We start from the raw sequence: 19,428 nt of genomic DNA, 5'->3' as shown, positions 1-19,428 counted from the left end.
AGTAAAAGTAAAACCTCAGAATATCTTCATTATTGTCGTAATCCTCAGTGTTTCCCTTAACTTCATCGTATTCAATAATTCCAACTATTCGTTCTATCGCAATTTCGCGTTAATTTTAATGAATAAAGTAGAGCACGGACATGATACCGAAATAAACGTGTAATCATAAATTAGTGACGCGTTTATTCAGACTAATAACAATACCTAAGGATTCAATATGTCAAGATCAATCGGACGCAAGCGTTTTTGGTTTCAGCAATGCCGAGACACGAGCACAGCAGCGAAGTTACACAACGACAACAAAGCTAAGTAATACCATAGTTAAAAGTACTTAACTAATAACGTAGTAAAAGTAACAAAGTAGCATAACAACGGTTTAATAGTGATAAACTATATACGAGTGATGATTTAGAAATATCACCGATAGAATGAAAAATAATAAAATTTACATATATAGATATAGTAAAATATCACTATTTTATTCACCCCCTACAACCACCCGCCTCAACCCCCTGTATAGCTAACTGAAACGCCTGATACTATTCATTATTAAGCGAAAAATTATAAACACTATTTTTTTGCAGTTTCAATGGTAAATGCAAAAACAAGCCATAAAAAAATTTATTATATAAATTTGAGATACTCACCCAATATGCAATTGATTGTTTGTAAAAATCTATATAAAATTTGAGAGGAAGATCAGGATAATTTTCTAAAATATACATGAGGTATATCGCGGTGAACATAGAACAGGCCTATTTTTGCAGCGTTGCCTTAGTGAACATGGTTTTCGCTTTTGCTGGCACACAAATAAAAGAAACCGATGAACATCCTCGTTCCATCATTTATTTTATTATTGCGTTTTTTGCCAATTTTGTAAGTTGGTTTATTTATATTTTTCAGGTAAATGTACTGTTAGAAATGCTATCAGCCATCACCTCCACCGCCTTTATATGGGGAATGGTACTATTTGCATGTAAACGTACATTAACTAATATTCCATGGGCAACCATCACGGTATTATTTAGTTTAAATTGCGCCGCACAACTATACTACATCACCAATGGGTCCTTAATTCAGTATTTGCATGTTAGCAGCCTGTTTGTGCCTATTGCATTTTGGGCAATCAGCTATATGTTCTTAAAATTGAAAAGTAATAAGTATCCTGCTGATTACGTTGTAGCTTATGCCTATTTTTTGATGGCATTCGTAGTTATCGCTCGATCAGTATTAATGGAGGTATCTCCTGAATTATTTGCTCGTTCTAGTATGTACTCACAAATTATTTGGCCAGCATTTTCAGCGGTTATTGGGGTTTTTGTTTTACTTAGCTACACAGAGGAAGCTCAAAGCAAACTAAAAATAGAGTCTAATACCGATCAATTGACCAATATTTTCAATCGCCGTATGTTCGATAAAAAATTACAAAAGCGAGTTGAAGAGACAGAAAATCAACAAGTTATGAGCGCATTAATATATCTTGATTTGGACGGATTTAAACCGATCAACGACCAATATGGCCATTATATAGGCGATCAGGTACTGATAGAGCTTGCCCATCGATTAAAGACTTTGTGTAAGAACGGTGATATTGCAGCCCGACTTGGCGGAGATGAGTTCGCTATACTAACGACTAATTTTGTCGGTCCTTTGGATAAAACTAAACAAAAAATTCAGCAGATAGCGCTCAACATACAGAAAGTAATTAAGCAACCTATTCAAAGCCAAGGGCTCTTGTTGCAGGTTGATTGCAGCATCGGTATTCATATTATTGAGCCTAATTCACATAGCGCACATTCGGTATTATTAGCCGCAGATAACGCAATGTACTCCTCAAAAAAAGTCCAGCGTGGCAGTATTACTTTTTCCGATGAATATTCAAAAGCTAAATACGGTCTGTTAACCATCGGTATTGAGGAAATTGATACCGACCATAAAGAATTGGATAAAATGATTCAATTTATGATCGAGAATCCAAGTAGTATTAGTACGCAAATGCCTATCTTTATAACTCGTACTAAACAACATTTTCAAAATGAAGTTAATATAAGCAAACAGCTTAACCTCAACATAACACCTGAACACATAAATCAACACGAAAAGATTTTACAGCATCTAGAGTTAAATTTTCCTCTAGATGATGAAAACAGCATGCTCAGTTCACTTATGGATATTTATACCAGCTTAGAAAATCATGCCATTGAATTTGATACCGCTTTAAATAAACACAACAGCGATTGAATAACCTAAGCAAATAACTCACTCTTTAAAGTTGGCTTGTATTCTTTGCTTCATGTAGTCACTCGCCGTTATCGCTTGGTATTTTTTAAGTGGCCCTTGAATAAGTTGATCTTTATTTGCTTGGCAAAAAAATGCCATACTATACCGAGCTTTATTCCCTTCGGTCTCATTCGGCATTCGCACTCGGTGCAATGTTGACCTCAATTTATCGTCACTCCATCTCATCAACATATCGCCAATATTGCACGTAATGAGATCGATACGAGGCTCTACATCCGTCCACGCATTAATGCTATTTGAACTGGCAATATTAGATGACGTATCTTTCCCAGGACAGACCTGAAGACCGCCCTCTCCATTTTTCTGAAAAACCATTGTCAGACAATCAAAATCGGTATGAGCTCCTGCTCGCCATATACCCTCTGCTAACGGTTGATCTGTTGTTATTGGCAAATAGTGGATTAATCGCAAAGTGGATTGATATTGTTGAGATTGCCTGTCATGCGCGGATTTAAAGAAATCGCTATCCATACCCAACTTTTCAGCAAAACATGACAAAATATCCATACCTAAGTTCCAAGCTTGCTGTTCCATATGCAATAAAACCGGTTGAAAAATAGGTAACAACTCTTGATCGGGCCATAACCCTACCATTTTCGGTAGGGTTATTTGGTAGGACTCTTTTTCATCTGGTGTCCCGGTTGAAGGACGAACTTGACTCTTATACTCCCAGCCTGCATTCTCACCTTCTAGTAAAGAAACCGACTGTTTAATCTCCATTTTTTGAGCAAAAAACTGAGCAGATTGAGCGAACGCGTTTTGTATCAGACTAATCGGTATGGAATGGTTACTTAATTGAAAGAATCCCACTTTTGTTGCTGCATCCCACAACGCTTCCTTTATCTCCTCTCGGCGATGATCAAAATCACTAAGATCAATAACAGGTATTTCACGATCATTATCAATACCGCCAAAGTCACCAATTGTTGTTTCAAAATTTAGTTCATCAAGTGCATAATTCATAATATCTCCAATTCATTAATTACTAATTGAATGGAGCAATGCCAATCGATTCGATTTGCCGCTTCTACTCCTCTAAAGGTTTACCTAATCATTTCCCGATGCTCCAACTAAAAAATAGTTTTTGAACCACTTTTATGCTTTGAAACAAAAGTAAACTAATGATCGATAATAAAAATAATGAGGCAAAGGCTTGTGGTATTTTAAAGTACGAGGTAGAAAATTGAATAAAATAGCCAAGCCCTTTTTCTGCTGCCACAAATTCGGCAATAACCGCACCAATAATCGCTAATGTTATCGCCACTTTCAATCCACTAAAAATATAAGGAATAGCGTAAGGTAATCGGATTTGCCATATCTCTCGGCTCGGTTTAGCTCGCAAAGATTTAGACAACTCAATCAATTCTTTTGGTGTCGCCTCCATGCCAGTTGTTGCCGCAACAACCAGAGGGAAAAAAGTAATTAAAAAAGTAATAGCTAATCTCGGCGCATCTCCTGTGCCTAATATGACAATAAGTAACGGTGCAATGGCCACTACCGGTGTCGATTGAATAATCACTAATAATGGATAAATCGTCCGTTTTAAATAGTCAGAGCGAACCATAGCTATCGCAATAGGAATACTCACGACAATAGCAATAATAAACCCTGCTATGGCAATATGTAGTGTCGCCCATAAATGTCCTAACCAACGAGACAACTCCACACCAATTAAGGCTTCATATATATCGCTTGGAGCTGGAAAAATATAGACCGGGATACTCGCCACGAAACATATCAGTTCCCAAAAAGGCAACAATAACGCTAATGTAAGGGCAGGCATATACTTACCTATTGAGCTGTTCATATAGTCGTCCTACGCAACCGTTTTAAGTGGAGTGGTCGAATCATCCATTTGTTTTGGTTGAGGTTGGTAAATGTGTTTACGAATAATCGAGGTATAATCAGCAAATTTAGGATTATGTATGGTCTCAATATTTCTTGGCCTGTCTAATTCAATATCCAACTCTTCGGCTATGGTTCCCGGTCTAGAGCTCATTATTAACACTTTATCGGCGAGTAATACTGCTTCAGAAATAGAGTGCGTAATGAATAACACTGTTTTTGGTTTCTCTTGCCAAATACGCTGCAATTCAAACCCCATTTCTTCACGACTTAATGCGTCTAACGCTGAGAAAGGCTCATCCATAATCAGTATTTCAGGATCAAGCAGTAACGCACGGGCTATACCGATGCGCTGCTGCATTCCTCCTGACAGTTCATCGGGTCGTTGAGTAAGAAAGTCTCCTAATCCAACCATATTAATCAACTCTATACCACGAGCTTTATCTTTCTCACTGACATAATTATATTTGTGCTTAAGTGGAAACAGTACGTTATCAAGAATACTGAGCCACGGTAATAACGTTGGTTTTTGAAAAACAATGCCAACATCATCTCTAGGCTCGACAACTTGATGACCAAAGACAGAAACCTTACCTTCGGAGGCAGGAATAAGCCCAGACAACAAACGCAATAGCGTTGACTTACCACAACCAGAAGGCCCAACAACAGCAATAAACTGATTCTTGTCAATGCTAAAGTTAACATCTTGCAAAGCGGGAACCGCTTTGCCTTGATCCGTTATATAAGTGTGTGAAACTTGTTCAAATTCAACAAATTTAGTCATTACTTAGCCTCCAATACGAAGCCTCGGTTAAGTGCAGTTTCTGGATCGAAACTATTTTCATCGATCCCTTGTGCTGCTGAGGTCCACTTCCAAGTAGAAGCAAGATGTTTAGGGTCGAATTGACCTACACCACTTGCATCACTTATTGGGTTATAAACCAAGTTATGAATTGATGAAATTGTGTCTTTGGCTACTTGCACATCGACTTCTGGTACGATTTTATGAATAGATTCCGCACTTTCTGTTGGATTTGCCCAAGTGTATTCAACCGCTTCTGCGTAAGCCGCTAGAAAACGCTTTGCAACATCCGGACGTTCAGCAAGAAAACGATCACTTGCTATAACAGCGGTAGCATATTGCTCTAAGCCAGCTTCATGCCAAGGCATTACTTTCAATGTCTTTCCTGCTTGTTTAGCTTGACTGATAAGACGATCTTTACTGGTTAACCATGAGATCACCACGTCTGTATTGCCAGTAACTAACATTGGCCCAAGCGCACCAGGGTCGGCTTTAACTAATTGAATATCGTCTTCAGTCAAACCGCTTTGATTGAGAATAAGAGGCAAATATAAGTTTGAAGAGGTAAATGGAGAAGTGGCTACTTTCTTGCCTTTGACATCCGCAAACGAATTTACCGAACCATCATCAACAATAAAATAGGCGTGTGGAGCTTGACTAAATTGAGAGAATACAGCAGAAACAGCTATATCATTTGTGGCTTTTGCTACTAATAATGCTGAAATATCAGCAATACCAACATCAGAAATTCCAGTAGCTAATTTGGTTATCGCTTCGGTTGAACCACGTCCTTGATTGATTGAAACTTCTAAGTCGTATTTTTCAAACATACCTCGATCAATTCCAACATATACTGGTGCTTTGTCTCCACCTGGAAGCCAGTCTAACTGGAAGTTAACTTTATCTGCCGCGAAAGATGAAAAGCTTAACGCGGTTAATAGAAAACTTGAGCTTAAAGTCTTTAACATATTGATGATTCCTTTCACAATTTTGTATATAAACATTGGAAAGAACGAATGTGACGCTTGCTCTCACGCCCATCCGGGCTGCATTTGCAGCTTTCTTTCCGGCTGTTGCGAGCAATGTCTCTCTTGATTTAATCCTTGTCCTTCAAATCAAGATACCGCTTCTACTCTTGTATTTTATTAATCTGATATTGTAGTCATTACCGCTATTTTCCATTGCTCAATACTCGAACCAATAAATAACAATTCATTCACAATGGTAATGTTTATTTAGCAAACTGTATGCCATCGTGAAATATCTTGTTTACATTTCCGTTAGATTCAATGTTTCATCCACTATTACTAACAACTCACGTAATATTGCAGCCTGTTTTAAGTGCCCCGTTTTAAATACCCGAATCTAACTAGATAGGTTCATAATTACGTTATATTGCACCATGTTGGTGCTAACAAAATTATAACATGCCAATTTAGTGCACTTGATTGCTAATGTGTCGCTTGTGTAAACCGGTTGTTAATCGAGATAGCGTCTAGCATTAGTATCATATATTTGTTTGGCTTAGTTATTGCTTCTAAGATTCACGTTTTTAGCATCGATGTTTCGAACTGCCAAAGGCGTCATTTTATTCTTTCGATATGAGTATAAGCGGTCAGGGACTCCCAGGACATTGCTCAAAAAGGAGTCTTTACCATGAATTACCTTATTAAAAATGCCGATTCAATCTATGTAAACCAATCATTAGCCCAGCAGACCATTGTGAAAGATATTCGCATTCGTGACGGAATTATTTGTGAAATCGGTCAAGATTTAGTTCCAACATCCTCTGATCCCGAAACGATCATTGATGCCAAACATTGTGTGGTTTACCCCGGTTTTGTAAATACTCACCACCATTTAGCACAATCAATTTTAAAAGGCGTTCCCGAAGGCTTGAATAAAGGTCTAGGCGATTGGTTAGCAGCGGTTCCTTATCGATTTTGGCCAAAAATTCCTGCAGAATTAATGTATCTAGCAGCAAAACTGGGATTTTATGAATTAATTCGCTCTGGAACCACTACCTGCGCGGACCACCACTATTTGTACCATGCTAATGTGTCTAAACAGATGGAACAAGCCGTATGGCAAGCTGCAGACGATGTAGGTATTCGGTTTACTTTATGCCGAGGGAGCGCGACTTCAACCGGTAACCACAAAGGAATGAAAAGCCTAAATTTACAACCAGAGTCGTTAGATTGCGTACTGACTAGAATGACCGAAACAGTAAAACAGCACCATGATTCAAGCCCTTTTTCAATGAAACGACTGTGTGTCGCCCCGACCAGTCTTATTCACTCATCGTCAAAAAATGAATTAATTGCATTGGCTGATTTTGCTCGTCGTCATCAGTTAAAAATGCATTCACACTTATTAGAAGTTGGCTTTGATGAACAGCAAGCACAGCAAAAACATGGATTAAGCGCTGTCGACTATGCTGAAAGCTGTAATTGGTTAGGGGAAGATGTTTGGTTTGCCCATTTGGTTAAAGCCGATGAACAAGCGATACAAACTCTAGCACAAAGCAAAACTGGAATATCGCACTGCCCTACTTCAAACTGTCGCCTAGGGAGTGGTATTGCTCCAGCTCACCAAATGGATAACGCTGGTATGTTGGTTTCGTTAGGTGTAGATGGCTCTGCTTCAGCCGAATCAGGTTCAATGCTACAAGAGCTAAACTTAGCCTGGCTACTACAACGCTCGCAACATGGTGCGGAAAGCCTGTCTGTAGAAAAAGTAATTAAATGGGGTAGCGAGAATGGAGCAAAAATCCTCGGCCTCCAAACAGGTCAAATTAAAGTAGGTTACGCGGCAGACATCGTTCTTTACCGTATTGATGACTTAAGAGTAAGTACCGTTCACGACCGTAGACTATCCCCGGTAATTTGCGGTGAACCAATGAACGTTCATTTTAGTTTTATCAACGGTAAACTTATTATAGACAGAGGCGAATTTACTAGTATTGATACAATGGCGTTATCTCGCGATTTACAAAAACAGATGAAATGCTTTCTTACCACGATTGATTAAAAGAAAACGAGTATAAACCGAATGAAACGGAGCACTGGTTAGAAAGAGTGTGCTCTGGTTTCCCTCAAATTGTCGCCTCTCTCTAACTTATTGAATTTAAGCTAACTATTTTTTGCCAAATATTTTAATCGTGCAAATAAGATCCTTTATTAAAGATCGTTTGATCTAAAGATCATCACATTCATGTTAACAAAATAAAAGTTACACAAATGGGTTGCATTCGAAATACAACGTATATACAATGTATTTAAACAAGATTGGCAATGCATTTAAAGGTGAATAACATGACAGTAAATAATGATTTAAGAGACGCTCTAAAAACTTGGAGAAAAAGTGAACTAACTGAAATGAATGAAGCCCCTCTTCTATTTAGATTAGCAGGATTAGTTGTTCTTTCTGTTTCAACAGTTTTAGCCATCGTTATGTAAATACATATACTCTTGCAAAAGAGCGTCAAAAGAAGAGCCAAGAAAGTGGGCATCGCATGTCTATTTCCTTGGCTCTTTTTGGTTGTCAAAACAAAAAAACCAAAAGGACACACACAAAAAACCAAAAGGACACACACCGCAAGAACTAAAGAGAGTCGAGCTAAAGGGACATACACCTCAAAGTCTTAACAAAGTATGATTTTATTACTACTCCCTCTCAATTCTGTCCACACTGAGTAGCCAATTGCCTGCAAGACGATACTTTAACTACCTCTACTCGATGAAGTTCAAGGTAACAAACACATGACGACAGCACGTAAGCAATTGGTCTCTATTGAATCAACGCCTTATTACCACTGTGTTTCACGATGTGTAAGACGTAGCTTTTTATGTGGCATCGACCCCTATAGTCAAAAGAGTTATGAACATCGTCGCTCCTGGGTAGAAGGTAAAATTAAATCTCTCGCTCAGTTTTATTGTATCGATGTTTGCGCCTATGCAATTATGAGTAATCACTATCATTTGGTTCTTCATATTAATAGAGACAAAGCTTTAACGTTATCATCTATTGAAGTTGCACAACGCTGGCTAGTAAATCATAAACCACCTGCTTTGATACAACGTTGGCTAACAAACCAAGCCATCAGCAATGCAGAAAAAAAGTCATGCTTAAAAATTATAGATTCTTGGCGTAATCGACTCTGGAATGTAACTTGGTTTATGAAAGAACTAAACTACGAAATTGCTGTGCGAGCTAACCAAGAAGATGACTGCAAGGGACACTTTTGGGAGTGCCGTTTTAAAAGCCAAGCCTTATTAGACGAAAAAGCATTAGTTGCAGCCATGGTCTATGTCGACCTTAATCCACTGAGAGTTGGAGAGACTGAAACACCTGAAGAATCTGAATTCACTTCAATCAAAACCAGAATAGTCGAATTAAAGCGACAGTATCAAGATACTCCGTTTTTATATCCGTTGCTCGGAAATCAAGTCAACAAAATGTCTCACGGAATCCCTATAAAATTAATGGATTACCTTGACCTTATTGATTGGACAGCACGACAATATCGTCCTGGAAAGATAGTATTAAGAACCATTTTGCCTAATATTTTAGAACGTTTAAATGTAAATTCAGACACATGGAACAAAGCAATTAGTCAATTGGAACAATTACGTATAACTGCGATTGGTTGTCATCGACATGTCTCAAATGCAAAATATCATATGAAAAAGACAAGAATTCACCTTCTTCGGCTAGATTAAATATATCTTTCAGGGCAATCTGTATCATCATGCTTCTTGTTACGTGCAACTCTACTCATTATCGGTTCTACTCACTTACTAGTTCCTAAAAACACGCCTATTCCACAAAAAATGACCTATTTATCTACAATCACTTTTTACGATTAAGTAAAACCGTTGTGCACTGGCTTTGTTATGCGGGACTGTCCTTGTAAGCAGTCCTTGTAAACATGTACGCACTGTTGTGGTGTGTGTCCGCTAAAGAGAAGAGCTTACAGCTCTTCTCTGGCAGAAATATTAACCTTTCACGCCCAACTTATTTAGATATTCTTCATAGCTACCATGGAAATCACTAACACCTTCTTTAGTAATTTCAATGATGCGGGTAGCAATAGACGAAACAAACTGACGGTCATGAGAAACGAAAAATAATGTTCCTTTGTAGTTTTCTAGTGCAAGGTTAAGTGCCTCGATAGACTCCATATCCATGTGGTTTGTTGGTTCATCCATCAGCAAGATATTGGCTTTTTGCATGATAAGTTTACCAAACAACATACGACCTTGTTCACCACCAGAAATAACCTTAACCGATTTCTTAATGTCATTTTGCGAAAACAGCATGCGGCCCAAGATGCCACGAACAACTTGCTCATCATCACCTTCTTTTTTCCACTGACTCATCCAATCTAACAAGGTAAGATCTTCGGCAAAGTCATGCGCATGATCCTGCGCATAATAACCAATGTTATGATTTTCAGACCACTTAATCATTCCGTCCATCGGTTCCATTGCACTGGCTAATGTATTAAGTAAAGTAGATTTACCAATACCATTTTCACCAATAATCGCAACACGCTCCCCAACCTCTACCATTAAATCGATGCCATTAAACAAGATGTTATCGCCATAACCTTGCTTTAAACCTTCTACTTCTAATGCATTTCGGAACAATTCTTTCTCTTGCTCAAAACGAATGAAGGGGGATTGACGGCTAGACGGTTTTACTTCATCTAGTTGAATTTTATCCAGTTGCTTTTGACGAGATGTGGCTTGTTTTGCCTTAGATGCATTGGCTGAAAAGCGGCTAACAAAGGTTTGTAGCTCTGCTATTTGCGCTTTTTTCTTGGCATTATCAGCTTGTAAACGTTCGCGCGCTTGCTCGGCTGCGAGCATGTATTCATCATAATTACCATGGAACATGCGCAGTTCACCGTAATCTAAGTCAGCCATGTGAGTACAAACTGTATTTAGGAAATGGCGATCATGCGAGATAATAATCATGGTGCAGTTACGCGCTAACAAAATCTCTTCAAGCCAAGCAATAGTGTGCATGTCCAAGTTGTTGGTTGGTTCATCAAGTAGCATGATCTCAGGTTCAGCGAACAAAACTTGCGCCAGCAAAACTCGAACTTTCAAACCAGGAGCCACTTCACTCATCAAACCAAAATGTTGTTCTTCTGAGATGCCCAAACCTAATAGCAGTTCGCCTGCTCGTGCTTCAGCTGAATAACCGTCCATTTCAGCAAATTCTGTTTCTAAGTCGCCTACTCTCATACCATCTTCGTCAGACATTTCAGGTAAAGAATAAATACGGTCACGCTCTTCTTTAATCGCCCATAATTCTTTGTGCCCCATAATGACAGTGTCAACAACCGTAAATTCTTCAAAGGCAAATTGATCCTGACCTAACTTCGCCATTCTTTCATTTGGATCACAAGAAACGGTACCAGCTGATGGTTCGAGCTCACCACCAAGAATCTTCATAAAAGTCGATTTTCCAGAACCATTGGCACCAATTAAACCATAGCGATTACCGTTACCAAATTTAATGGAGATATTTTCAAACAGAGGCTTATCGCCAAATTGCATGGTGATATTTGCAGTTGTTAGCACAGGACACCTAATTATTTTCTTAAGGACACAAAAAAGCTGGTGATTAACCAGCTTTCCAAATTTTAGCCAATTCTAACAGATTTTGTGAACTACATCACTAGTAAAAATCATCTTGAATCACTGGTCCGTCTGCTCTCTTTTATGTTTTGGAACATAATTCAAAACTGAAATTGGCACTTCTTTTTTGGGCACAAAACCGTCAATAACTCTTCTTTCAATAAGGTGGCCAAGACGGCTTTCAATCATGCATAAATTTTTGAAATTGTCCTTTGATACTAGGGAAACCGCTTCCCCTTGTGCGTCTGCGCGGCCTGTCCTTCCTATTCTATGAACATATTCATCCGCTGGATACGGTAAGTCATAATTAATAACGCATGGTAATTCGTCAATGTCCAAGCCTCGAGCCGCCACTCCGGTAGCAACAAGATACTTAACTGAACCGTTTTTAAATTCTTCAAAAACGCGTGCTCGAGAAGCTTGATTACGCCCACTATGAAAAGCTTCTGCAGCAATGCCTCGTTTGTCTAATTGAGACACTAATTTTGCAGCCCCATGCTTAGTTTCAATGAATATCAGCACTTGTGGCCAACTATTTTCTGTCAAAAGTTGGCTAAGTAAGGCTGATTTCTTATCTTTATCCACTGTTACTAACCACTGCTTAATATTACTTTTGGAAGCAGAGTGCTTAGCAATCGAAATTTCTACTGGGTCGTGAATTGCACTTCTTGCTAATTCGCGTACTGGATTTGACATAGTCGCCGAAAATAACAAGTTTTGAATGTCATTAGGTAAACGAGCGATGATTTTATTGATGTCTTCAATAAAACCCATATCCAACATTCTATCTGCTTCATCCAATACTAACGTTTCAGCTTCTTCAAAATAGATCGCATGTTGGCCATACAAATCGATCAATCGTCCCGGTGTTGCGACTACAATATCGACGCCATCAATTAACGCTTGTTTTTGTGGTTGGTAATCAACTCCACCGTACATTGCAAGGGATGTTAAACCAAGATGTTGACCGTATTGAACGATACTTTTCTGTACTTGTATTGCTAGCTCTCTAGTCGGTACTAGAATCAACGCACGAAAACGTTTTTTCTTTTGTGTCGTCCCTTGGCTTAATCTATCTAAGATAGGCAAAACAAAGCTTGCGGTTTTACCTGTACCAGTCTGGGCGGCAGCAATTAAGCTTTTTCCCTCGAGGACTACTGGTATCGATTGTGTTTGAATCGTGGTTGGCGTTTTGTAACCGAGTTCGGCTACTGCTTTTAAAATAGGATCGCTTAATCCAAGCTTAGAAAATGACATCGTTCATCTCTAGTAAGTGAGTCAACTGCTAACACCGAATGAACAACTATAAGCTTATTCGGTGAATTATATTGTACAGATAATTATTTGCGCTACAGTCTAGCGTTTTTTGCTGAAAAACACACCCGATTAACCCACTTACTCACTAGATAAAGACTAATTGGCGCTCAAATATTTAATCCAGTTTAAACTTTCTGAACTAGGGTTGGTTTTATGCAGATTCTTGGCAATGCTTAAAGCTTGTTGATTATTGTCCAAACCAACAAAAGCCTGAATTTTAGCTAATTGCACTTGAGTCGTTGGTTTAGCGATGTTGTTTAAGCTGGCAATTGCTTGTTGATATTCTCGTTCTTTTATTAGAACCAAGGCATGTTGCCAGTAATATTTAGCGTCTAATTGTGCTGCTTTATACCAACTGTCCTCTGCACGTGACCACTCTTTTGCTGCTTGCCAGTAAAGCGCTTGTTGCTCCAATTGAGAGACTCGTCCATCAAGGTTATCGAGTCTTGCATAAACTTGTGCCGCCTTATAAGGTGCACCAGCTTCAGCGTACAATTGAGCTAAAATGATGAAATATTGTTCATTCAATTTAATTCCCGCACGTTCAGCTTGTTGAATGATCACCAACGCTTTTGCATTATTTTTTATGTGTAAATTAAGAGAGATTAATTGATACCACCACATACTATTTTTAGGTTGACGGTCTCGTAACGTTCTCGCAGTTGGAATCGCAGCCTGCCATTTACTCTGTTCAATTTGTGCAGCCAATAGTAAATTTAAAGAACTAATAGCAATAGTTGACTGCGTCATTTTGAGATATTTTTGATGTTTTGTTATCGAACTCTCTACCTGTGGCCATTTTTTCTGTTGATACTGTGCTTGCGCCAAACGTAACCAGATTAACTGTAAATCCTTAGCTTGGTGATACTGTGTAATCAACGATTGATAACGTCGCTCCGCAGATAGGGGCTGCTCATTACTGAGAAGAATATCAGCTAGCATACGTACGGTGTCTCGTTGCTGTTCAGGGTCAAGTTGCTTTAAGTCGATTGCTGTAGTAAGTGAAACTATTGCTTGTTTAACCTGCTGAGTTTGCCAATACAAGCCACCTAACATTCTAGAGACATAAGCTTGATCGTAGCGCCGACTTGGCTGTCTAGCAGTTAATATATCAATGGCTTGTTGTAGTTGTTCTTCTAATTGTAATTCATAAGCACGTTGGACTTGGCGAACAGTAGATGAAGACAAATCTTGCGCCTGCGCAATTGACATTGACATTAACAGCAGTATCAAAAACCATAACACCAATTTTCGACTATACATAAAAACATTAGGTGTAACAGTATTAGAATCAATCATTGAATTTTAAACTCCAACTTAACTTGTTGACCAGTCCTTTGTTGCGCTTCTCCGTTTATAATCAATGGGGTATATGACCACTTTCGTAACGCTTTAAGTGCTTCTCTGTTAAATATATTTCGCGGTTGCGCGTCTTCTATTTTAATATTTGTTGGTTTACCTTGACGGTCAATATCAAACGAAAGCAATACAAACCCTTCTATTCTTCGCTGTAAGGCTTTTCTTGGGTAAACAGGTACAGATCGTTTAATCGGGGTCAGCTGCTTAATCTCACCAACATTAGATAACTCCGTGCCTTGAACAGGAGTCGACACATCACTCACCGGTGTTGGTACGCTAGTCGGTATACTGACTGCCAAATTCATCTCGGCCACAGACACATCCAACTTTATATCTGGAACAGGTTCAATAGCCGGTGTTTCGATACTGGTCTTTGGCTCTGGTTGAGCTAAGGCTTTCTCTGGTGGTTGCATCGTTTCTTCTGGCGGCGGTGGCAATGTTCGGCTTTTTCTTTCACTTGACTCTTCCACTTCCTGCATAAAAATATCAAACTGCAATGGTTCCGATTTAGGTTGTTGTGCAGTAGCATTTAAATCAACAATCCACACCATAATGCCAACAAGGCAATAACTGATCACCACGGCGAATGGAAAAGCGATGATAAAACGACGCATCTAATTATTCTCTGTTGCTAATGCAATATTGACAATACCCGCCCCTTTAGCGGCATCTAACACAGAAACAACCGTACCGTTAAATGCCAGTTCGTCGGCTTGCACAACTAATGAAGGACTGTTTGTTTCAGTTAATAACTGCTCTAACGTTGCTTGTACTCTTTCTTTATCCACTAGCCGTTTGTCAATATAAATGTCGTTGTTCTCGGTAATAGCAACAAAAATACTGGCCTCTTTTTTACTGACCGAATTAGTGGCTTGTGGCCTATTGACCTCAACACCAGATTCATTAACAAATGAACTAGTGACAATAAAAAATATCAACATGATAAATACAATATCTAACATAGAAGTCATGTCTATCTGTGCTTCATCTTGAGTTTTTCTTCGGTGCCCAAGTCTCATAAACGGCTCCTCATTAGTTTTTCTAAATGTACTTCTTTTTTCTCTATTGCTGACAGTAATTGAGAGTAAAAAAACATGCCCGCAAGAGCGGCAACCATACCAGCCATAGTTGGTAACGTTGCCATTGAGATCCCTGCCGCCATTAATCGAGGTTGAGATGTTCCTTGTTCAGCAAGCACATCAAATACCGAGATCATACCAGTAACCGTACCGAGTAAACCAAGCATAGGAAAAAGACTAATAATCAATCTAAGTAAATTTATATTTTGGAAAAGCTCCATATGTGCTTGATTTAACCATGAGTCTCGTTGTTTTTGAGCAAACCACGATTGATGATCTTGTCGAGAAGACCAAGTTTCGAGCCATGATTTTTGTCTACGTGGAAAACTAACCAGCACATACAAACCTCGTTCAATAGCAATTAACCAAAATAGTATGTTGAGCCCAGCTAGCCACCAAAGAACGGGACCGCCTTGAGACATGAATAGCGCCATAGCATCATTACGCAAAAAGTCGATAAAATAGCTCACCCACTGTTCCACGTTACGCCAACTCCAATTGTTGTTCTGCGCGTTCTGCAACCAAACCAATGCCCTGTTTTTCTAATAATGACCTGACACTTTCCGCTTGAGAAGTCAGAACATTATGAATGAATAACAATGGCATAGCCGAGACTAAACCTAATACAGTTGTGACTAATGCAGTAGAAATACCGGAAGCCATCATACGAGGATCAGCATTGCCATATTGGGTAATAACTTGGAAAGTTTCTATCATACCGGTAACCGTGCCGAGTAAACCTAACATTGGTGCTAATGCTGCTAATAGTTTCAACATTGAAAGACCACGATCAAGCTTCAATTGTTCATCTAGTATTGTTTCATACAAACGCAATTCTAGCGCTTCAACATTTGGTGACTCGTCATATTTATACACACCCAGAATTCGACCCAATGCATTGTTGCCAATTGTTTGCTTATCTTTCAATTGCGCATTAATTTTGTAACGATTAACAAACAAAAAGCCACCTTGCACCAAACCAATCAGCAAACCAACCACTAATAGTCCAAGAATGACTTGACCAATCACACCACCTTGCTCAACTCTCTGCCAAATCGTTGGGGTTAGAGCTAATTGATCCAGTAACTGACCCGCAGTAGGGTCAACTGAAATAACATTAGGAGCAATAGATGCATTGCTGAATGTGTCAGAGGTAGGCGCAAGTGGAGGTTGTACTAGATAAGGTCTAACACCGTGTCCTTCTGACCACATTAGATACCCTGTTTCATCAACTAAACCAAATGCTCCAATGCGTAAAACCGTTTTATTTTCTAATCGACCGTCATCTTTTACTGCATCGACATCAACTGAGCTAATAGTCGATCCGTTGTTAATATGGTCAACAAATGCAGACCAAAATGAATATAGCTGGTGTTTAGAGGGCAACGTTTTTGCTTGAATAATGGCGTCAACATCTGCCAACACTTTCGATTCATCGATACTTAGAACGCTATCTTGCAGGCTAACTTGCAGTGCTTTAGCCTCTTGCCGAACGACACCGAACAGTTCACCTAGGCTGCCTGACTCTAAGTGAAGTTGTTTCTCTTTATCTGCTAATAATTGCTCATTGTCACTAAAACGTACGGTAGACTCATCAATCGCGGCTTGTAAACTGTCCCTCTGAGCGGTGAGTTTGTCACGTAATTCCGTGAGTTGTTGTTGTTTAGTTATAAAGCTCGTTTCTCTGGCTTTATTATCGATAAGCGCTTGTTTTTTAGCTTCTTTAGTTACTTGTAATACACTATTTTCTGCTTGGCATGTCATAGTAAATAGAATAGATACCAACAAAGAACTCATAAATTTATTGAACATCATTTACCTCCTGTATAGACAGAGGCAAAGTTAGAATGCTCGGAGACACTCTCTTATTCGCCAATAAAAAAGCATCATCCAACTGACTAAACACAGGTTCTTCTAATGCTATCCATTGTTGTTTCTGATCGACCCACAACCAGTATTTTTGTTTATCTAAACTACGCGCAATAAAAGAAACATGGCCAAGATAGAGTTGTTCAACTTCACGCATCACTCCCTCTATTTCGATATTGCTTACGTAACTATCCAACTTTTGCACATAATCAAGTTCGATTTGATATGCCTCTAGAATGCGTCGAAATTTTTCTGCATCACTAACATTGGCTTGTACCATCAGTTCAGACAAACTATTTAAACGAGCTTGTCTGACGTCGAATTGGATCGGCATACCTTGTTGTATTAGCTGATCTAAACCCGCTAACATCTCATACATTAGCGGCACAATACTTTGTCTTGTTTCAGTAATATCGGTTAACTGTCGATCGATACTACTCATCTCTTGATTCTGATTATCTAGCAAATTACTTAAATGAGTTTGATAAGTTTCTAACCCTTTAATCTCGGCTTTGAGTGCATCAATTTCAAATTGAAGCTGAGCCGAATGTTCTGCACTCTCATCGATCACTATTTGATTTTTTTGTGCATTTTTAACAATAGATTGTTCAATCTTCTCTGACGCAGCTAAAGAGCTCGCATTCGCCAAATGATGCGTCGTTAACACGCACAAGCTTGCAGCAATGCAATATGAACGCATTTTATTTTTATATTTATACATAATAAAATTAACTTTCTTTTCGTCCTTTAGCGAGAAGGAACATGTTGGCGTTCCTTCAACTATGATCAACTAAACTGAATAGGTTTTAGAGTCTAAATTCAATCAAGAGATATAAATTTCTTACCCTGGTAAACTACTCTATTCCTGCTAAACTAATTTATTATTAACAGCTTACCTTATTAATAACGTACAGCTAGCTTACAACAACACTGAATAATCATATACTCACCATAACAGTAATGAGAATTATTATCATACTTATGATAAGGTAAATCAACGAAAAAAGTTAACAATTAGGTGCAAAAGTACTACGTCACACTTTAATTGAATATAAGTGGCTTATAGTGACCGCAACAAATACCTATACAATACGTACAAATACTGTTTATTTTTGATTAATTGGAACAAATGTTTGATTGATTGAAACCAAGAGCAGAAACGCTTAATCGCATGCTACATGTGTAGCGTTATTTGAAGTAAATTGAGCCAGTAACCACGTTGCAGCCAATAAATCAGCACTGCCTCCAGGGCTTAAATTAAGCTGAACTAATTTATCTTCGAGTAGCGAAAGCAAAATATCAATGTCATGCTGGCCATTACATAAGGCCGACAAAATAGCTCGTGATTCACTTTGAACCAATTCTACTGCCTGCAATCCACCTCTATTAACCAGATTAGTATCTACATTATTGGCCATAAGCGAAAACAAGGTGTGAGTCATGGCTTGTTGTTGGCTTTGTTGTTGCGAAAGACTTTGCAGATAAACGGGTAACCCATACTCAAAAATAGTTGGGTATCCGAGTGAAGCCTCACCTCTAATACCGGTTAACCCGTATTTCTGAAATAACTTCTCACCAGCGGTAACGGGAACGTTAGTCGTTTCTGTTAATTCATCGGTCACCAAATTGGCACAGCACTGAATTATTATTTTCCGTATTTCCTGAGCATTATATGGACGATCATTGCCAACCAACCAACCTACTGAACCACAAATAACCCCAAGAGTGAATATCATTCCTTTATGAGTATTAACATTATTCGTCGCGGCAAACATAGCTTTCTCGGCTGCAATTCCGATAGGTCGTAGTTGAGCCAATAGTTGATTTGCGCATAGATGATGGCTAGCGTAACCACGCTGAACGAACTGGTGCATGAAAGGCTTTAACGCATTTGAACTGGCAACAAAAGTTGTGATGTCCATATCACTATGAGCACCACTGGAATAACAGTCCACTAATCCAGGTTTCGGTGTCAAATGCGCTTCGAACATCATAGCTTGATAGGCTAAATTGCCAGCCAACTGACAAATGTCAGATACATTGGTTGGTTGCAAATCATTTTGTTGATAGAGGCTTTTTTGGTTAGTTAAATAGCAACCATCACCATCTAACTGTGCTTCCATGGAATCAGTTATATTCATCAACAATCTCTAGCCAGTACTGTAAATCGCTATCATGGCCGATTCTATCAACTTAGTCTAGCTTG

General features: G+C 38.8%; 17 protein-coding genes. 4 read left to right on the top strand and 13 right to left on the bottom strand.

The window, feature by feature from the left end; all coding sequences use genetic code 11:
* The first annotated feature begins 738 nt into the window (after window positions 1-738).
* A complete protein-coding gene (locus tag ACLKML_RS00680) occupies window positions 739-2,241 on the top strand; it encodes a diguanylate cyclase domain-containing protein (protein WP_413283175.1) in 1,503 nt (500 codons plus the stop codon).
* Between the two features lie 18 nt (window positions 2,242-2,259).
* Here the strand turns inward: ACLKML_RS00680 and ACLKML_RS00675 are convergent, their stop codons facing one another.
* The 4 genes from ACLKML_RS00675 to ACLKML_RS00660 form a co-directional block, all read right to left on the bottom strand.
* Window positions 2,260-3,264 carry an isopenicillin N synthase family dioxygenase gene (locus tag ACLKML_RS00675; protein ID WP_413283174.1) on the bottom strand — a complete coding sequence of 335 codons (1,005 nt, stop codon included), beginning with the start codon at window positions 3,262-3,264 and terminating at the stop codon, window positions 2,260-2,262.
* A gap of 88 nt (window positions 3,265-3,352) precedes the next feature.
* Window positions 3,353-4,108: an ABC transporter permease gene (locus ACLKML_RS00670; RefSeq protein ID WP_413283173.1), complete on the bottom strand. Its 756-nt coding sequence runs from the start codon at window positions 4,106-4,108 to the stop codon at window positions 3,353-3,355.
* A gap of 9 nt (window positions 4,109-4,117) precedes the next feature.
* Window positions 4,118-4,930 (bottom strand): ABC transporter ATP-binding protein, encoded by an 813-nt coding sequence (locus tag ACLKML_RS00665; protein WP_413283172.1) that lies wholly within the window; start codon window positions 4,928-4,930, stop codon window positions 4,118-4,120.
* Window positions 4,930-5,916 carry an ABC transporter substrate-binding protein gene (locus tag ACLKML_RS00660; RefSeq protein ID WP_413283171.1) on the bottom strand — a complete coding sequence of 329 codons (987 nt, stop codon included), beginning with the start codon at window positions 5,914-5,916 and terminating at the stop codon, window positions 4,930-4,932. The genes ACLKML_RS00665 and ACLKML_RS00660 overlap by 1 nt, the downstream gene beginning before the upstream one ends.
* A gap of 688 nt (window positions 5,917-6,604) precedes the next feature.
* Here ACLKML_RS00660 and ACLKML_RS00655 point away from each other — a divergent pair.
* The 3 genes from ACLKML_RS00655 to ACLKML_RS00645 all read left to right on the top strand — a co-directional run bounded on the left by ACLKML_RS00655 (window position 6,605) and on the right by ACLKML_RS00645 (window position 9,669).
* Window positions 6,605-7,978 carry an amidohydrolase family protein gene (locus ACLKML_RS00655; RefSeq protein ID WP_413283170.1) on the top strand — a complete coding sequence of 458 codons (1,374 nt, stop codon included), beginning with the start codon at window positions 6,605-6,607 and terminating at the stop codon, window positions 7,976-7,978.
* 284 nt (window positions 7,979-8,262) lie between these two features.
* Complete coding sequence (locus ACLKML_RS00650; protein WP_317716146.1) at window positions 8,263-8,406, top strand: hypothetical protein; 144 nt, start codon at window positions 8,263-8,265, stop codon at window positions 8,404-8,406.
* Window positions 8,407-8,709: 303 nt separating this feature from the next.
* Window positions 8,710-9,669, top strand: coding sequence for a transposase (locus tag ACLKML_RS00645; protein ID WP_413283169.1), 960 nt, complete (start codon window positions 8,710-8,712; stop codon window positions 9,667-9,669).
* 276 nt (window positions 9,670-9,945) lie between these two features.
* On the opposite strand, the gene ACLKML_RS00640 is transcribed toward ACLKML_RS00645, so the two are convergent.
* From ACLKML_RS00640 to citG, 9 genes are all read right to left on the bottom strand, one after another.
* Window positions 9,946-11,541, bottom strand: a complete 1,596-nt coding sequence (locus tag ACLKML_RS00640) for an ABC-F family ATPase (RefSeq protein ID WP_413283168.1) — start codon at window positions 11,539-11,541, stop codon at window positions 9,946-9,948.
* A gap of 117 nt (window positions 11,542-11,658) precedes the next feature.
* On the bottom strand, window positions 11,659-12,855 hold the full coding sequence (locus ACLKML_RS00635) for a DEAD/DEAH box helicase (RefSeq protein ID WP_413283167.1): 1,197 nt from the start codon (window positions 12,853-12,855) through the stop codon (window positions 11,659-11,661).
* A gap of 156 nt (window positions 12,856-13,011) precedes the next feature.
* Complete coding sequence (locus ACLKML_RS00630; protein WP_413283166.1) at window positions 13,012-14,214, bottom strand: tetratricopeptide repeat protein; 1,203 nt, start codon at window positions 14,212-14,214, stop codon at window positions 13,012-13,014.
* Window positions 14,211-14,888 (bottom strand): TonB family protein, encoded by a 678-nt coding sequence (locus ACLKML_RS00625; RefSeq protein ID WP_413283165.1) that lies wholly within the window; start codon window positions 14,886-14,888, stop codon window positions 14,211-14,213. The genes ACLKML_RS00630 and ACLKML_RS00625 overlap by 4 nt, the downstream gene beginning before the upstream one ends.
* Window positions 14,889-15,293 carry a biopolymer transporter ExbD gene (locus ACLKML_RS00620; protein WP_317716140.1) on the bottom strand — a complete coding sequence of 135 codons (405 nt, stop codon included), beginning with the start codon at window positions 15,291-15,293 and terminating at the stop codon, window positions 14,889-14,891. It abuts the gene before it with no gap.
* Complete coding sequence (locus tag ACLKML_RS00615) at window positions 15,290-15,787, bottom strand: MotA/TolQ/ExbB proton channel family protein (protein WP_413283706.1); 498 nt, start codon at window positions 15,785-15,787, stop codon at window positions 15,290-15,292. The genes ACLKML_RS00620 and ACLKML_RS00615 overlap by 4 nt, the downstream gene beginning before the upstream one ends.
* A 49-nt stretch (window positions 15,788-15,836) precedes the next feature.
* On the bottom strand, window positions 15,837-17,168 hold the full coding sequence (locus tag ACLKML_RS00610) for a MotA/TolQ/ExbB proton channel family protein (protein WP_413283164.1): 1,332 nt from the start codon (window positions 17,166-17,168) through the stop codon (window positions 15,837-15,839).
* Window positions 17,155-17,943 (bottom strand): DUF3450 domain-containing protein, encoded by a 789-nt coding sequence (locus ACLKML_RS00605; RefSeq protein ID WP_413283163.1) that lies wholly within the window; start codon window positions 17,941-17,943, stop codon window positions 17,155-17,157. The genes ACLKML_RS00610 and ACLKML_RS00605 overlap by 14 nt, the downstream gene beginning before the upstream one ends.
* Before the next feature lie 442 nt (window positions 17,944-18,385).
* On the bottom strand, window positions 18,386-19,363 hold the full coding sequence (gene citG / locus ACLKML_RS00600; RefSeq protein WP_413283162.1) for a triphosphoribosyl-dephospho-CoA synthase CitG: 978 nt from the start codon (window positions 19,361-19,363) through the stop codon (window positions 18,386-18,388).
* Window positions 19,364-19,428 lie beyond the last annotated feature (65 nt).

The sequence above is a fragment of the Vibrio sp. MA40-2 genome (genome assembly GCF_047302445.1).
In the GTDB taxonomy this organism is placed as follows: Bacteria; Pseudomonadota; Gammaproteobacteria; order Enterobacterales; family Vibrionaceae; genus Vibrio.
This window is presented reverse-complemented; position numbering and strand designations above follow the sequence as displayed.

Bases quoted from the DNA above. Each gene is read 5' to 3' on its own strand.
- ACLKML_RS00660 (WP_413283171.1), bottom strand. From the start codon at position 5,916: ATGTTAAAGACTTTAAGCTCAAGTTTTCTATTAACCGCGTTAAGCTTT.
- ACLKML_RS00665 (WP_413283172.1), bottom strand. From the start codon at position 4,930: ATGACTAAATTTGTTGAATTTGAACAAGTTTCACACACTTATATAACG.
- ACLKML_RS00670 (WP_413283173.1), bottom strand. From the start codon at position 4,108: ATGAACAGCTCAATAGGTAAGTATATGCCTGCCCTTACATTAGCGTTA.
- ACLKML_RS00645 (WP_413283169.1), top strand. From the start codon at position 8,710: ATGACGACAGCACGTAAGCAATTGGTCTCTATTGAATCAACGCCTTAT.
- ACLKML_RS00635 (WP_413283167.1), bottom strand. From the start codon at position 12,855: ATGTCATTTTCTAAGCTTGGATTAAGCGATCCTATTTTAAAAGCAGTA.
- ACLKML_RS00630 (WP_413283166.1), bottom strand. From the start codon at position 14,214: ATGATTGATTCTAATACTGTTACACCTAATGTTTTTATGTATAGTCGA.
- ACLKML_RS00605 (WP_413283163.1), bottom strand. From the start codon at position 17,943: ATGTATAAATATAAAAATAAAATGCGTTCATATTGCATTGCTGCAAGC.
- ACLKML_RS00650 (WP_317716146.1), top strand. From the start codon at position 8,263: ATGACAGTAAATAATGATTTAAGAGACGCTCTAAAAACTTGGAGAAAA.
- ACLKML_RS00675 (WP_413283174.1), bottom strand. From the start codon at position 3,264: ATGAATTATGCACTTGATGAACTAAATTTTGAAACAACAATTGGTGAC.
- ACLKML_RS00655 (WP_413283170.1), top strand. From the start codon at position 6,605: ATGAATTACCTTATTAAAAATGCCGATTCAATCTATGTAAACCAATCA.
- ACLKML_RS00610 (WP_413283164.1), bottom strand. From the start codon at position 17,168: ATGATGTTCAATAAATTTATGAGTTCTTTGTTGGTATCTATTCTATTT.
- citG (WP_413283162.1), bottom strand. From the start codon at position 19,363: ATGAATATAACTGATTCCATGGAAGCACAGTTAGATGGTGATGGTTGC.
- ACLKML_RS00620 (WP_317716140.1), bottom strand. From the start codon at position 15,293: ATGAGACTTGGGCACCGAAGAAAAACTCAAGATGAAGCACAGATAGAC.
- ACLKML_RS00615 (WP_413283706.1), bottom strand. From the start codon at position 15,787: ATGGCGCTATTCATGTCTCAAGGCGGTCCCGTTCTTTGGTGGCTAGCT.
- ACLKML_RS00625 (WP_413283165.1), bottom strand. From the start codon at position 14,888: ATGCGTCGTTTTATCATCGCTTTTCCATTCGCCGTGGTGATCAGTTAT.